General features: G+C 70.9%; 15 protein-coding genes. 11 read left to right on the forward strand and 4 right to left on the reverse strand.

Translation table 11 applies throughout. The features are described from left to right. Positions 1-69: 69 nt before the first annotated feature. Positions 70-1,425 (reverse strand): calcium-binding protein, encoded by a 1,356-nt coding sequence (locus tag OG904_RS16895; protein WP_405491749.1) that lies wholly within the window; start codon positions 1,423-1,425, stop codon positions 70-72. A gap of 154 nt (positions 1,426-1,579) precedes the next feature. Then, positions 1,580-2,176 carry a hypothetical protein gene (locus OG904_RS16900; protein WP_405491751.1) on the reverse strand — a complete coding sequence of 199 codons (597 nt, stop codon included), beginning with the start codon at positions 2,174-2,176 and terminating at the stop codon, positions 1,580-1,582. A 133-nt stretch (positions 2,177-2,309) separates the two neighbouring features. Here OG904_RS16900 and hemL point away from each other — a divergent pair, with 133 nt between their 5' ends. The 7 genes from hemL to ccsB all read left to right on the forward strand — a co-directional run bounded on the left by hemL (position 2,310) and on the right by ccsB (position 10,106). Further along, positions 2,310-3,632: a glutamate-1-semialdehyde 2,1-aminomutase gene (gene hemL / locus OG904_RS16905; protein ID WP_405491753.1), complete on the forward strand. Its 1,323-nt coding sequence runs from the start codon at positions 2,310-2,312 to the stop codon at positions 3,630-3,632. After that, positions 3,629-4,327, forward strand: a complete 699-nt coding sequence (locus OG904_RS16910) for a histidine phosphatase family protein (protein ID WP_405491755.1) — start codon at positions 3,629-3,631, stop codon at positions 4,325-4,327. The genes hemL and OG904_RS16910 overlap by 4 nt, the downstream gene beginning before the upstream one ends. 184 nt (positions 4,328-4,511) lie before the next feature. Further along, entirely contained in the window at positions 4,512-5,744 is a 1,233-nt protein-coding gene (locus OG904_RS16915; protein ID WP_405498068.1) for a hypothetical protein, read from the forward strand. 89 nt (positions 5,745-5,833) lie between these two features. Beyond that, positions 5,834-6,469 (forward strand): TlpA family protein disulfide reductase, encoded by a 636-nt coding sequence (locus OG904_RS16920; protein WP_405491757.1) that lies wholly within the window; start codon positions 5,834-5,836, stop codon positions 6,467-6,469. Positions 6,470-6,473: 4 nt separating this feature from the next. After that, positions 6,474-7,259 carry a cytochrome c biogenesis CcdA family protein gene (locus OG904_RS16925; protein WP_405491759.1) on the forward strand — a complete coding sequence of 262 codons (786 nt, stop codon included), beginning with the start codon at positions 6,474-6,476 and terminating at the stop codon, positions 7,257-7,259. A gap of 13 nt (positions 7,260-7,272) precedes the next feature. Then, positions 7,273-9,033: a cytochrome c biogenesis protein ResB gene (locus OG904_RS16930; protein WP_405491761.1), complete on the forward strand. Its 1,761-nt coding sequence runs from the start codon at positions 7,273-7,275 to the stop codon at positions 9,031-9,033. Continuing rightward, on the forward strand, positions 9,033-10,106 hold the full coding sequence (gene ccsB, locus OG904_RS16935; protein WP_405498070.1) for a c-type cytochrome biogenesis protein CcsB: 1,074 nt from the start codon (positions 9,033-9,035) through the stop codon (positions 10,104-10,106). Before OG904_RS16930 ends, ccsB begins: the two co-directional genes overlap by 1 nt. A 103-nt stretch (positions 10,107-10,209) precedes the next feature. On the opposite strand, the gene OG904_RS16940 is transcribed toward ccsB, so the two are convergent. Then, positions 10,210-10,689 (reverse strand): MarR family winged helix-turn-helix transcriptional regulator, encoded by a 480-nt coding sequence (locus OG904_RS16940; protein ID WP_405491763.1) that lies wholly within the window; start codon positions 10,687-10,689, stop codon positions 10,210-10,212. Positions 10,690-10,801: 112 nt separating this feature from the next. On the opposite strand from OG904_RS16940, the gene OG904_RS16945 reads away from it, so the two are divergent. Beyond that, positions 10,802-11,167 carry a cupin domain-containing protein gene (locus OG904_RS16945; protein ID WP_405491765.1) on the forward strand — a complete coding sequence of 122 codons (366 nt, stop codon included), beginning with the start codon at positions 10,802-10,804 and terminating at the stop codon, positions 11,165-11,167. Between the two features lie 48 nt (positions 11,168-11,215). Here OG904_RS16945 and OG904_RS16950 read toward each other — a convergent pair whose 3' ends face one another. Next, on the reverse strand, positions 11,216-11,551 hold the full coding sequence (locus OG904_RS16950) for a PLD nuclease N-terminal domain-containing protein (protein WP_405491767.1): 336 nt from the start codon (positions 11,549-11,551) through the stop codon (positions 11,216-11,218). A gap of 117 nt (positions 11,552-11,668) precedes the next feature. Here OG904_RS16950 and OG904_RS16955 point away from each other — a divergent pair, with 117 nt between their 5' ends. The 3 genes from OG904_RS16955 to mqnP are packed head-to-tail and all read left to right on the forward strand — an operon-like array spanning position 11,669 to position 14,513. Then, positions 11,669-13,126 (forward strand): menaquinone biosynthesis decarboxylase, encoded by a 1,458-nt coding sequence (locus tag OG904_RS16955; protein ID WP_405491769.1) that lies wholly within the window; start codon positions 11,669-11,671, stop codon positions 13,124-13,126. Further along, a complete protein-coding gene (locus OG904_RS16960) occupies positions 13,123-13,593 on the forward strand; it encodes a hypothetical protein (RefSeq protein WP_405491771.1) in 471 nt (156 codons plus the stop codon). Before OG904_RS16955 ends, OG904_RS16960 begins: the two co-directional genes overlap by 4 nt. Continuing rightward, on the forward strand, positions 13,590-14,513 hold the full coding sequence (gene mqnP / locus OG904_RS16965) for a menaquinone biosynthesis prenyltransferase MqnP (protein WP_405491773.1): 924 nt from the start codon (positions 13,590-13,592) through the stop codon (positions 14,511-14,513). The genes OG904_RS16960 and mqnP overlap by 4 nt, the downstream gene beginning before the upstream one ends. Positions 14,514-14,548: the final 35 nt, after the last annotated feature.

Genomic DNA, 14,548 nt, shown 5'->3' on the forward strand with positions numbered 1-14,548 from the left:
GCCCGGCTCGGGCTGCGGACGCTGGGCCCGCCCGCCGGCGGTGGCTGCCGTAGCCGGCGGCCGGCCCGGCTACGGCACGCGCGTCACGTGCGGGGCTTGGGTCACGCGCCCGGCGGGCCCGGCGTGCGGGGTGGGCAGGGAGGGCGTCACGCGCGTGGCAGGCGCGGCAGGCGCGGCGTGCGCCGGCCGCCAGGGCTTGCGGACGACGGCGCTCGGGGCGCGCAGGGGGATGGCGGCGGTCGACTCGCAGTTCACCGCGGTGTCGGCGGTGCCCGCCTCGCCGTCGCAGGCGTCGGTGTCCGGTCCGCCGTCGAGGGTGTCGTTGGCGGGACCAGCGAAGATCGAGTCGTCGCCCGTGCCACCCTGGAGCCGGTCCCGGCCGCCGGCGGTGCCGACGGTCGTGTCGCCGTCGAAGTTGACGTTGTCGCCGAAGAGGACGTCGTCGCCGCCCCGGCCGTCGATCACGTCGTTGCCCGCCACCGTCGTGGCGGCGTTGGCGACGGAGCTGTCACCGATGAGGATCTCGGCCGAGGAGCCGCCGGTGATCCGGTCGTTGCCCGCGCCGAAGGCCTGGCCACCGCCGTCCGGGTCGCCGATGTTGTGGTCTCCCAGGGCGAAGAACCCGCCGTCGGCCCCCATGTCCAGCACGTCGTTGCCGCCGTTGCCGTAGGCCGCGGCCACGCCCTCGCTGTCGCCGACCAGGGTGTCGCCCGTACCGGCTCCGCCGCGCAGGGTGTCGTTCCCGGCGCCGGTGGCCGTGCCGCCGAACGGTGTGGCCGAGTCACCGAGGAGGCCGTCGTCGCCGTTGCCGCCGTCCAGCAGGTCGTTCCCGCCGCCTTCGGCGTTGCCGCCGAAGGCGACGCTGTCGCCGCTGATGTGCTCGTCGTCCCCGTCGCCGCCGAAGAGGCGGTCGTTCCCGCCGCCCTTGGCGTTGCCGTTGGACTCGCTCCTGGAGTCACCGGTCATGAAGTCGGCGCCGCTGCCGCCTTCCAGGAGGTCGTTGCCGCCTCCTTCGGCGTTTCCGCTGCCCGTCAGCGAATCGCCGACCATGTCGTCGTCGCCGTCGCCACCGAGCAGGACGTCGTTCCCGCCGCCCTTGGCGTCGCCGGTCTCGACGGCCACGTCCCCGCGGATGACGTCGTTCCCGGAGCCGCCGTCGATCCGGTCGTTGCCGGCCGCGCCGATGAGCAGGTCGTCGCCGCCGAGGCCGCAGATGACGTCGTTGCCGCCGCGGCCGTCGATGACGTCGGGGCCGGCCGATCCGACGATGACGTCGTTGCCCGGTGTGCCGGTGAGGGTTCCGGCGCCCGTCAGCGTGGCGGGGAGACCGAAGCAGGTGGCCGGGGCGGCGACGGCGGAGGCCGCCGGCTGCCCCAGTGTGATGAGTGCCACTGTGACGATGCCGGCCGTGATCAGTCGAGCCATGCGGGTGCCTCCGGGGCGAGAGTCAGCGTTTGCGGGAGGACTGCCCCGCGAACCGCTGATCTCCGGCCACTGCTCCGCCGTCTGCTCCAGACCGTCCGTCGTACGGATTACCTGACGATGCATCAGGCGGAACGTAGGACCGGACTGCCGACCGTCACGGCCACACGAGGCAATAGGGCTGGTGCCCGGCTTCGTGCAGTCGGTGGGAGAAGTCCTGCCACTCGTGGAGCAGCTGGTAGACGTTGAACGCGTCGCGCGGGCCGCCGCGGTCGGGGACCGTGGACCAGATGAAGGCGGCGGCGCCGACCGACTCCTCGCCGATGTCGCGCAGCGGGTCGACGACCGTCATCGGGAGCTTCACGACGGCGTAGTCGGGGTGGAGGACGACCAGCTCCAGCGGGGGGACCTTGTGCAGGGGTATGCCCTGGATGCCGGTCAGGACCATCGCGGCGACCGTTTCCGGCTTGATCTTGCTGAACATGCCGCCCATGCCGAGCTCGTCGCCGCCCAGCTGCTCCGGCCGCATCGTCACCGGGACGCGCGCGGCCGTGGCCCCGTCGGGCGCGCCGAAGTACTTGTACGTCACGCCCATGCCGCGGCCCCTGGGCAGGCCCTCGGGGGCCTGTGCGGGGTCCGGGACGTGTTCCGCGGCGTCCGTGACGCGGCGGCGGTGCCTGCCGCGGCGACGTTCGCGGGCGCGCTGCGGATCGAGGTCGTCCGTGCCCTCGCCCGGTCCACCACCGCGTTGCATATCTCCACCCGACTGGTCTTGCCTGCCCCGGCCCCGCGGCCCCCGCCACGCAGCCTGATCATCATGGCAGTGACCTCCCCCGGGGTGGCGCGGTGAAACGCCCGTCCGCAAGACAGTCGCGGCCTCTGAGACCATGGCTGGTGTGAGCTACCCGTACCCGTATGAAGCCAAAGTCTCGCAGACTCTCTTTGACCGTGCGTCGCTAGTGACGCCTGGCGGCGTGAACTCTCCCGTGCGCGCCTTCCGCGCCGTGGGCGGAACGCCCAGGTTCATGGTGTCCGGTACCGGTCCGTACCTGACCGATGCCGACGGGCGCGAGTACGTCGACCTGGTCTGCTCGTGGGGGCCGATGATCCTCGGCCACGCCCACCCGGCCGTGGTGGAGGCCATCCAGGCCGCCGTCGTCCGCGGCACCTCCTTCGGTACCCCCGGTGAGGGGGAGGTCGCGCTCGCCGAGGAGATCGTCGCGCGGATCGCGCCCGTGGAGCAGGTCCGCCTGGTGTCCTCCGGCACCGAGGCGACCATGTCCGCGATCCGCCTCGCCCGCGGTTTCACCGGCCGCGCCAAGATCGTGAAGTTCGCCGGCTGCTACCACGGGCACGTGGATTCGCTGCTGGCCGCCGCCGGCTCGGGCCTGGCGACCTTCGCGCTGCCGGACACCCCCGGTGTGACGGGCGCGCAGGCCGGGGACACGATCGTGCTCCCCTACAACGACCTCGAAGCGGTCCGTGCCGCGTTCGCCGCGCACCCGGGCGAGATCGCCTGCGTGATCACCGAGGCCGCGCCCGGAAACATGGGCGTCGTGACCCCGGGGGAGGGCTTCAACCAGGGGCTCGCCGACCTGTGCCGGGCGAACGGCGCGCTGTACATCTCCGACGAGGTCATGACGGGTTTCCGTACCTCGCGCGCCGGCTGGTACGGCGTGGACGGGGTCGAGCCCGACCTGATGACCTTCGGCAAGGTCATGGGCGGCGGTTTCCCGGCCGCGGCGTTCGGCGGCCGGGCGGACGTGATGGGGCACCTGGCTCCCGCCGGTCCCGTCTACCAGGCGGGCACGCTCTCCGGCAACCCGATCGCGACGGCCGCCGGCCTCGCGCAGCTGCGGCTGCTGGACGACGCGGCGTACGAGAAGGTCGACGCGGTGTCGGCGCAGGTCCAGGCGCTGGTGACCGAGGCGCTCAGCAAGGAGGGCGTCGCGCACCGGCTGCAGACCGCCTCCAACATGTTCTCCGTCTTCTTCACCGAGGACGAGGTCAGGAACTACGACGACGCGAAGAAGCAGGAGGCCTTCCGCTTCAACGGCTTCTTCCACTCGATGCTGGCGCAGGGCGTCTACCTGCCGCCGTCGGCCTTCGAGTCGTGGTTCGTGTCCACCGCCCACGACGACAAGGCGATCGAGCGCATCGCGGCCGCCCTGCCGGCCGCCGCCCGAGCCGCCGCGGAGGCCACCGCATGAGCACCGAAGCCCGCGGCGAAGGCGCCGAGATCACCGTCGTGCACGTGGTGCGCCACGGTGAGGTGCACAACCCGGAGGGCGTCCTCTACGGCCGCCGTCCCGGCTACCACCTCTCCGAGCTCGGCCGCAAGATGGCGGACCGGGTCGCCGAGCACCTCGAGGGCCGGGACGTGACGTACGTCGTGGCGTCCCCGCTGGAGCGGGCCCAGGAGACGGCGTCGCCGATCGCGAAGGCGCACGGGCTGGACCTGGCGACCGACGGCCGCCTGATCGAGGCGGGCAACGTCTTCGAGGGCAAGACCTTCGGGGTCGGGGACGGCGCGCTGCGCAAGCCCGAGAACTGGAAGCATCTGACGAACCCGTTCAGGCCGTCCTGGGGCGAGCCGTACGTCGAGCAGGTGGTCCGGATGATGAGCGCGATCGAGACCGCCCGCGACGCGGCCCGCGGCCACGAGGCGGTGGCGGTCAGCCACCAGCTGCCGATCTGGATCGTACGGAGCTTCGCGGAGAAGCGGCGGCTGTGGCACGACCCGCGCCGCCGCCAGTGCACGCTGGCCTCGCTGACCTCGTTCACGTACCAGGGCGACAAGCTGGTGTCGGTGGGCTACAGCGAGCCGGCCCGGGACCTGGTCCCGGCGCACCTCCTCGCGGGGGCGAAGCCGGTGAAGGGCAAGTCCAAGGCGTTCGGAGCGTAGGCCCCGGCCGGGCGGGGGCGCGGCTACCGGGCCGGTCCCGGGGGTCGCCCCCCGGGACCGGCCCGGAACCGCCGGGTTCCGGGCCGGTCAAGACTCAGCCTAATTTCATACAAGTTGCCTGATCCGGTCGTGTCGGCCTTCTGCTTCGATGAAATGTCCGTTTGTATGACATTTCATGAGCGATATGCGCGACTTCAGCCGGAGAGGTGTGCTCGGACTGGGACTTGGCGCCGCCGCGGCGGTCGGCGTCGCCGGCTGCAGCGGCGGCGGGTCCTCCGGCACGGGCAACCCGGGCCCGGTCAACCCGACGGGCGGTACGCGGCCCGGCGGCCCCGCGGCCAGACCGATCGGCGACGGTTCCACCGCCGACACCGGCCCGCAGCCCCACCAGCCGGCCGCCCCCGTACCCCTCCAGCCGGGCGAGACCCCGCCCCAGTTCGTGGTGTTCAGCTGGGACGGCGCGGGCGAGATCGGCAACGGCCTCTTCCCCCGCTTCCTCAAGGTCGCCAAGGACCACGGCGCGGCGATGACCTTCTTCCTCTCGGGCCTCTACCTCCTCCCCGAGTCGAAGAAGGACCTCTACAGGCCCCCGAACAATCCCGTCGGCGCCTCCGACATCGGCTACCTCAAGGACGAGAACGTCCGCAACACCCTCAAGTACGTGCGCGAGGCGTGGCTGGACGGCCACGAAATAGGGACCCACTTCAACGGGCACTTCTGCGACGGCGCCGGCTCGGTCGGCCGGTGGAGCCCGGAGGACTGGCAGAGCGAGATCGACCAGGCCGTGTCGTTCGTCACCAGCTGGCGGACCAACACCGGCTTCACCGACCTCGAACCGCTGCCCTTCGACTACCGCAAGGAGCTGGTCGGGGCCCGCACCCCCTGCCTGCTCGGCCAGGACAGCCTGCTGCCGACCGCCCAGAAGCTGGGCTGGCGCTACGACTCCAGCTCGCCCGGCGGCCTCCAGCAGTGGCCGGTCAAGCGCGGGGGCCTGTGGGACCTGCCGCTGCAGTCGCTGCCGTTCCCCGGGCACTCCTTCGAGGTGCTGTCGATGGACTACAACATCCTCGCGAACCAGTCCAAGAACACCACGAAGGGCGTCCCGTCCAACTACCCGGCCTGGCGCTCCCAGGCCACCGCCTCCTACCTCGGCGGCTTCAAGCGGGCCTACGAGACCAATCGCGCGCCCCTCTTCATCGGCAACCACTTCGAGGAGTGGAACGGCGGGATCTACATGGACGCCGTCGAGGAGGCCCTCAAGGGCATGGCGGACAAAAAGGACGTACGGCTGGTGTCCTTCCGGCAGTTCGCCGACTGGCTGGACGTCCAGGACCCGCAGGTTCTGGCCAGACTGCGCACGCTCGGTCCCGGCCAGTCGCCGACCGGTGGCTGGGGCACGTATCTCACCGGCCGCTGACCTGCCGCCGGTCCGTACCTGACCAGCGGCTCAACACATGCTCCGGGGGGCGCGGAAGATCCCCAAAGGGCACATGCGAAACTTTTCACATGAGCCTTAGCCGCGCCCCCCGACGCCGCCGCTCGACCAGCGGCCGCGCCATCCTGCTGACCGCGGTGACCCTCGCCGGCGCCCTGACCCTGACGGCCTGCGGCGATTCGGACAGCGGCAGCAAATCCTCCGGTTCCGCCGGAGGCAACTACGTGACGGGGAGCAGCGGCATCTCCACCGTCGCCAAGGCCAACCGCGACGAGGCGCCCAAGCTCGACGGCGAGACCGTGGACGGCAAGTCCCTCGACACCGAAACCCTCAAGGGCAAGGTCGTCGTGCTCAACGTCTGGGGCTCCTGGTGCCCGCCGTGCCGGGCCGAAGCCCCGTACTTCGCGAAGGTCGCCAAGGAGCTGGAAGCGGCCGGGCAGCCCGTCGCCTTCGTCGGCATCAACACCCGCGACAACACCAAGCGGAACGCGGCCTCCTTCGAAGAGACCTACGGGATCACCTACCCGAGCCTCTTCGACCCGGACGGCAAGCTGATGCTGCGCTTCCCCAAGGGCACCCTGAACCCGAACGCCATCCCCTCCACGCTCGTCCTCGACAAGGACGGCAAGATCGCCGCCCGCACCCTGGCCGCGCTCAACGAGGAGAAGCTGCGCTCGATGATCGACCCGCTCCTCGCGGAGAAGTGACCTCGTGGTCACCGAGCTCTCCGAGGTCGTCCTCGCCGCCGATGCGACCGGCGTGAACACGACCGTCTTCAACGGCGCCCTGCTGCTGGCCCTGCCGATCTCCCTGCTCGCAGGGCTGATCTCGTTCTTCTCGCCCTGCGTGCTGCCGCTGGTCCCCGGCTACCTCTCCTACGTGACCGGCATCGGCGGAGCCGATCTCGCCGAGGCCCGGCGCGGCCGGATGCTCGCCGGCGCGAGCCTGTTCGTCCTCGGTTTCACCGCCGTGTTCACCTCGACCGGCGCGCTGTTCGGCTTCTTCGGGCGGACCCTCGCATCCAACAAGGACGTCATCTCGCAGGTGCTCGGCGGGCTGGTGATCCTGCTCGGCCTGTTCTTCATGGGCGCGATCCCGGGCCTGACGATGCGCGAGTTCCGCTTCCACAAGAAGCCGGCGGTCGGTCTGGTCGGCGCGCCCGTGCTCGGAGTGCTCTTCGGCCTCGGCTGGACCCCGTGCATGGGCCCGACCCTGGCCGCCGTCGGGACCCTCTCCATGGACCAGGCGACCGCGGCCCGCGGCGCGCTGCTGACCGTCGTGTTCTGCCTGGGACTCGGGCTGCCGTTCATCGCCACCGCGCTCGCCTTCCGCAAGGCGCTCGGCGCTTTCGGCTGGGTGAAGAAGCACTACGCCTGGGTGATGCGGATCGGTGGAGGCATGCTGATCCTGACCGGTCTGCTGCTCGTCACAGGAATGTGGAGCAGCATCGTCAGCGACATGCAGAGCTGGACCAACGGCTTCACGGTGGGGATCTGAGGATTACACGGACATGAGTACGACCGACAAGGCGTCCACCGAGGCGCCGCACGAATCCCCGGATTCCGTTTCCGCCGACGCGACGGCCGAAGCCACCACCGAGGCGGCCGCCGGCGCGCAGCTGTCCACCGCCCCCCTGGAGGACGCCCCGGGCGGCCCGGTGGGCATCGGCGTGCTCGGCTGGGTCCGCTGGTTCTGGCGCCAGCTCACGTCCATGCGGGTGGCGCTGATCCTGCTCTTCATGCTCTCCCTGGCGTCGATCCCCGGTTCGCTGATCCCGCAGAACCAGGTCGACCTGATGAAGGTCGCCACCTGGAAGGCGGAGCACGCCTCCTGGGTGAGCATCGCCGAGAAGCTCCAGCTCTTCGACGTCTACAGCTCGGTGTGGTTCTCCGCGATCTACCTGCTGCTGTTCATCTCGCTGATCGGCTGCATCCTGCCGCGTTCCTGGCAGTTCGTCGGCCAGCTCACCGGCCGCCCGCCGGCCGCCCCCCGGCGGCTCGACCGGATGCCCGCGTACACGACGTGGCGCACGGACAAGTCCCCGGACGAGGTGCTCTCGTACGCGAGCGGCCTGCTCGGCCGCCGCCGGTTCCGTACGGAGCCGGGCCGCGGGTCGGTCTCCGCCGAGAAGGGCTATCTGCGCGAGGCGGGGAACCTGGCGTTCCACGTCGCGCTGATCGTGATGCTGATCGCCTTCGCCTGGGGCCAGTACTTCAAGTCCGAGGGCGGCAAGCTGGTCCTGCGCGGCAAGGGCTTCTCGAACACGCTCACCCAGTACGACGACTTCAAGTCGGGCACCCTCTTCGAGCCCGACGACCTGCCGCCGTTCTCCTTCACCCTGGACAAGTTCGACGCGACGTACGAGCGCAGCGGCCCGCAGAAGGGCACCCCGCGCGACTTCAAGGCGTACGTCACCTTCAGCGACGGCGCGCACGGCAAGCCGCAGAAGCGCGAGATCCAGGTCAACAAGCCGCTGGAGGTGGACGGGTCCAAGGTCTACCTGCTCGGCCACGGCTACGCGCCGGTCATCTCGGTGACCGACTCCACCGGCAAGGTGGTCTACAAGGACGCCGTGCCGATGCTGCCGCAGGACGCCAACCTCACCTCCACGGGCGCGGTCAAGGTCACCGACGGCTACAAGGACAAGGACGGCAAGGCGACGCAGCTCGGCTTCGCCGCGATGTTCGTCCCGACCTTCGCGGGCGCCGGCCAGGGCACGATGTTCTCGCAGTTCCCGGAGCTGGACTTCCCGGCGCTCGCGCTGAACGCGTGGCACGGCAGCCTGGGCGTGGACTCGGGGCTGCCGCAGAACGTGTACCAGCTGGACACCTCCAAGATGGAGTCGTTCAAGGGCGAGGACGGCAAGCCGCTCTCGAAGCGGATGCTGCCCGGCGAGAGCATGGAACTGCCCGGCGGGCAGGGCACCGTGAAGTTCGAGGGCATCGAGCGCTGGGCGACCTTCTCGATCACCCACCAGCCCGGCAGCGCGATGGCCCTCACCGGTGCCATCGCCGCCATCGCGGGCCTCGCGGGCTCCCTGTTCATCCAGCGCCGCCGGATCTGGGTCCGGGCGGCGGTGGGCGAGGACGGCGTGACCGTCGTCGAGATGGCCGGTCTCGGCCGCAGCGAGTCCGCCAAGCTCCCCGAGGAGCTGTCGGCGCTGGCCGGCGCGCTCCACCAGCAGGCGCCCACCGCGGCGCCGGCCCCCGCCCCACCTGTCGAAGCCCCACCTGCCGAAACACCTGAAGAAGTCGAAGGGGAGCGCGCGTGATGCAGCTCGCGGTCGCAACCAACGAGAGCCTGGCTCACCTCAGCAACAACCTCATCTACGCGTCGATGGCGGTCTACACGCTCGCCTTCCTCGCCCACATCGCCGAGTGGATCTTCGGCAGCCGCAGCAAGGTGGCCCGTACGGCCGCCGCGCTCACCGCCCCGCAGGCCGGCGCCCCCGCCGTTCAGGTGCGGAGCAAGGGGGGCACGGCGGTCCTCGACAAGCCCAAGGTCGTCACGCGCAGCGCCACCGGCACCCGGGACGTCCCGGACGGCCCCGGCGCGGCCGGCGGCACCGTCAAGGGCGACCTGTACGGGCGGATCGCGGTCTCGCTGACCACCCTCGGCTTCCTCCTCGCCACGGGCGGCGTCGTCGCCCGCGCGATGTCGGTGGAGCGGGCGCCCTGGGGCAACATGTACGAGTTCTCGATCACCTTCTCCACGGTGGCCGTCGGCGCGTACCTGGGGCTCCTCGCGCTGAAGAAGAACGTCCGCTGGCTCGGCCTGTTCCTGGTCACCACGGTCCTGCTGGACCTGGGCATCGCCACCACGGTGCTCTACACCGACAGCGACCAGCTGGTCCCGGCCCTGCACTCGTACTGGCTGTGGATCCACGTCTCCACCGCGATCTTCTGCGGGGCGGTCTTCTACATCGGCGCGGCGGGCGCGGTCATGTACCTCTTCCGCGACTCCTACGAGGCCAAGCTGGCGGGCGGCGGCACGCCGGGCCGCTTCTCCACCTCGGTGATGGAGCGCTTCCCGTCGGCGGCCTCGCTCGACAAGTTCTCGTACCGCATCAACGCGGCCGTCTTCCCGCTGTGGACCTTCACGATCATCGCGGGCGCGATCTGGGCCGGCGACGCGTGGGGCCGCTACTGGGGCTGGGACCCCAAGGAGGTCTGGTCCTTCGTGACCTGGGTCGCCTACGCCTGCTACCTGCACGCCCGCGCCACCGCCGGCTGGAAGGGCCGCAAGGCCGCGTACCTCGCGCTCTTCGCGTTCGCCTGCTGGATCTGGAACTACTACGGCGTGAACATCCTGCTGAACGGCAAGCACTCGTACGCGGGCGTCTGACCCGCTGGGAGCGCTCGCAGCGCTCGTGACGTGCGGAAGGGGCCGGGCCGGCCGGAAGGCGGCCCGGCCCCTTCGGCGTTCCCGCCCCGTGCCGGGGTGCCCCTCACCAGACGGGGCGCAGCGCGGGCAGCGGCCCGTCGCCGTTGAGCGCGCCGACCAGCCGGCCGAGCTCGGCGCGCAGTGCGCCGAGCTCGACGCCGCCGCGGCCGAGTTCGGTCTCCAGTGCGTGCAGGACCCGCCCGGCGGCGCGGAGGTGGGCGCCGGCCGCGTCGGTCAGTACGACCAGCTTGCGGCGGCCGCCCCCGGGGTGCGGCTCGCGCCGCACGTACCCGCGCCGCTCCAGGTCGTCGACGATCTGCCCGGCGGCCTGCTTGGTCACCCCGAGCCGCTCGGCGAGCTCGGTCGCGGTCGCCCCCGCGCCCCCCAGGGCCTGGAAGGCCATGCCGTGCAGCGGGCGCAGGCCGTCGGCGTGGCCGGCCTCGTCGAGGCGGCGGGTGAACTCGCCGAGCAGCAGCTGGAAGCCGAGGCCGAGGAGGAAGACCAGCTCGGTGCCGTCGCTCTCGTCGGTGTGTTGGGTGGTCACGGAAACATGGTGACACAAGTGAGTCAATCTGCTTTACTCAACCTGAGTAAAGCAGATTGACTCACCCGAGCGGTCGGCTGTCCCCGACAAACCGAAAGGACCCGCCTTGCACGTGATCACCACATCCCCCGAGCACGTCATCACCACGCCGAACGCCACCATGACCGGCTTCGCCTCCCCCAGCCGGGGGAGCGCCGAGCTGAGCACCTGGCGCGCCGAGATCCCCGCCGGGGTCACCGGCCCCGAGCACTCCGTCAGCCGCGAGCAGGTGTGGACGGTCACCGCGGGCGCCCTGGAGATCACCTGCGGCGGGCGGACCGGGAAGGCCGCGGCCGGCCAGGCCGTCGTCCTACCCCCGGACGTCCTGCGGCGTGTCCACGCCCTCGAGGACACCGAGGTGTACGTCGCCATGCGCGCCGACGGCCTCGTCTCCGTCCCCGGCACCGAGGGCGCCCGCCCCCTGCCTTGGGCGGTGTGACGCCCGCCGGAGCCCCGGCAGGCTGACCGCGGCCCGCAGGCCTCGGGCCTAGTCCTTGTCCTTGTCCTTCTCGGCGTCCCCGGCGTCCTTCGCGTCCTTCGCGTCCTGCTCGTCCCGCAGGGACTTCAGGAACTCGGGGTTGTCGTCGGGCGCCACCCACTGCGTGCGGCGCGCCCGGCCACCGCCGGGTCCCGCGACGCCGGCCACCCGCTTCTTTCCGGCGAACAGCCACACCACCGGACCGACGATCGAGAAGAGCAGGATGATCAGGACCCAGACGACCTTGGGGAGGTGCTTGACCTCTTCCTCGGGCGTGTTCAGGCAGTCGACGAAGGCGTAGATGGTCAGCGCGATGATCAGCAGGAACGGCAGATAGCGCAGCACGGTGTGGGAACGACCCCCAGAAGAACGGTGCGGACCGGGCAGGTCCGCGGCGGACTCTTCCAGGGTAGAGGCCCCGCCGCGGTTCGGGCTCGGAGCGAGGATGCCACAATTGCCCGCATGGCTTACGACGATCTCCGCTCGCTGCTCCGGGCCCTGGAGCGGGAGGGCGACCTCAAGCGCATCAAGGCCGAAGTGGACCCGTACCTAGAGGTCGGGGAGATCGTCGACAGAGTGAACAAGGCGGGCGGACCCGCGCTGCTCTTCGAGAACGTCAAGGGCTCGGCGATGCCGCTGGCCATGAACGTCTTCGGGACCGACCGGCGACTGCTGAAGGCCCTCGGGCTGAAGTCGTACGCCGAGATCAGCGAGAAGATCGGCGGCCTGCTGAAGCCGGAGCTGCCCCAGGGCTTCATCGGCGTCCGCGAGGCCTTCGGCAAGCTCGGCTCGATGGTGCACGTGCCGCCGAAGAAGGTGAAGGGCGATTCCGCGCCCGTCCAGGAGGTCGTCCTCACCGGCGACGACGTGGACCTGGACCGGCTGCCGGCCCTCTTCACCTGGCCCAAGGACGGCGGGTCCTTCTTCAACCTCGGCCTCACGCACACCAAGCACCCGGAGACGGGCGTGCGCAACCTCGGCCTGTACCGCCTCCAGCGCCACGACAAGCGCACCATCGGCATGCACTGGCAGATCCACAAGGACAGCCGCAACCACTACGCGGTCGCCGCGGCCCGCGGTGAGCGGCTGCCGGTCGCGATCGCCTTCGGCTGTCCGCCGGCCGTGACGTACGCGTCGACCGCGCCGCTGCCGGGCGACATCGACGAGTACCTCTTCGCCGGGTTCGTGGCGGGCAAGCGGATCGAGATGGTGGACTGCAAGACGGTCCCGCTCCAGGTCCCGGCCAATGCCGAGGTCGTCATCGAGGGCTGGCTGGAGCCCGGGGAGACGCTCCCCGAGGGCCCCTTCGGCGACCACACCGGTTTCTACACCCCGCAGGAGCCGTTCCCGGCGCTGAAGATCGACTGCGTGACGATGCGCAAGCGTCCGCTGATCCAGTCGATCGTCGTCGGCCGGCCGCCGACGGAGGACGGCCCGCTGGGACGCGCGACGGAACGCTTCTTCCTCCCGCTCCTCAAGATCATCGTCCCGGACATCGTGGACTACCACCTCCCGGAGTCGGGCGGTTTCCACAACTGCGCGATCGTCTCGATCGACAAGAAGTACCCGAAGCACGCGCAGAAGGTCATGCACGCCATCTGGGGCGCGCACATGATGTCGCTGACCAAGCTGATCATCGTGGTGGACAAGGACTGCGACGTCCACGACCTCCACGAAGTCTCCTGGCGGGCGCTGGGCAATACGGACTACTCCCGCGACCTCACCGTCGTGGAGGGCCCGGTGGACCACCTCGACCACGCCTCGTACCAGCAGTTCTGGGGCGGCAAGGCGGGCATCGACGCCACGAAGAAACTGCCCGAGGAGGGCTACACCCGCGACGGCGGCTGGCCCGACATGGTCGAGTCCGACCCGGCGACCGCCGCGCTGGTGGACCGGCGCTGGAAGGAGTACGGACTGTGAGCCCGATCGTGGTGGAGGGACCGGAGCTGTTCATCGGCACCGACACCGTCTACGTGGCCCTGGCGCGTCCGAAGATCGACCCGACGGACCCCGGCGTCCGCCAGGCCGCCGAGCAGGCGGGCGTCTCTCCGGAGGAGTTCGCCGGACCCGGCGACGTCTGGGCGCTGATGCTCGACGTGGACGGCGAGGGCGGCGGCTTCGAACTCCCCGGCGCGCGGGACATCGAGGCGGACGACTTCGCGGAGCAGCTCCAGCGCTACCTGGCGGCGGCCGAGCCCTTCACCGCCGAGGCCGGCAACTTCCTGCGCCTCGAAGCCCGCCCGGCCGGCGACGCCTGGCTGCTCACCGCCCACGTCATTCCGCCCGAGGGCCACGAAGACGACGCCCCCCGGACCCTGGAGCTCGGGGCGCTCCCGGCGGCGGAGCTCCTGGCCGACCTCGAAGAGTTCCGGAGGGACCTCGTATGACATCCGCCGCTGAGGGCGTCCTCGGACCCGGGCCCGCGCCGCAGGCGAGCGGGAAGGTGAAGGCGTTCCTGAGGCTCGTGATGATCGAGCACTCGGTCTTCGCGCTGCCCTTCGCCTACATCGCCGCGCTCACCGCCATGTTCACGCTCGACGAGCGGATGCACTGGGGCGAGCTGCTGCTCGTCACCGTCTGCATGGTGGGGCTGCGGACCTTCGCGATGGCCGCGAACCGGATCATCGACCGGGAGATCGACTCGCGCAATCCGCGTACCGCCGGGCGGGAGCTGGTCACCGGGGCGGTGTCCGTGCGGTCCGCGTGGACCGGGGCCGGGATCGCGCTGGCCGTCTTCCTCGGAGCGGCGGCGCTGCTGAACCCGCTGTGCCTGATGCTGGCGCCGATCGCCGTCGTGCCGATGGTGGTGTACCCGTACGGGAAGCGGTTCACGAACTTCCCGCACGCCATCCTCGGCCTCGCCCAGGCGATGGGCCCGATCGGGGCCTGGCTCGCGATCACCGGTGAGTGGTCCTGGGACGCGGTCATCCTCGGCCTCGCGGTGGGCGTGTGGATCGGCGGGTTCGACCTGATCTTCGGCTGCCAGGACGTGGCCGCCGACCGCGCGGAGGGCGTCAAGTCCGTCCCGGCCCGCTTCGGCATCCCGGCCGCCCTGTGGGGCGCCCGCGGCGCGCACGCCGTGACCACGGCCCTGCTGGCCTGGTACGCCGTCGCCACGGACGCCGGCCCGCTGTTCTGGTTCGGCCTGCTGATCGTCGTCGGCGCCTTCCTCTACGAGCACACCATCGTCAAGCCGCACGACCTGTCCCGCCTGAACCGGGCCTTCTTCACGGTGAACGGCTTCATCGGCATGGCGCTCTTCGTCTGCGCCCTGCTCGACCTGGTGGTCCGGGGCCTGTCGCTGTAGCTCGATCGTGTGTGCCCTGCGGGGATCGGGCGGTT

The organism is Streptomyces sp. NBC_00096 (genome assembly GCF_045041305.1).
Taxonomy (GTDB): domain Bacteria; phylum Actinomycetota; class Actinomycetes; order Streptomycetales; family Streptomycetaceae; genus Streptomyces.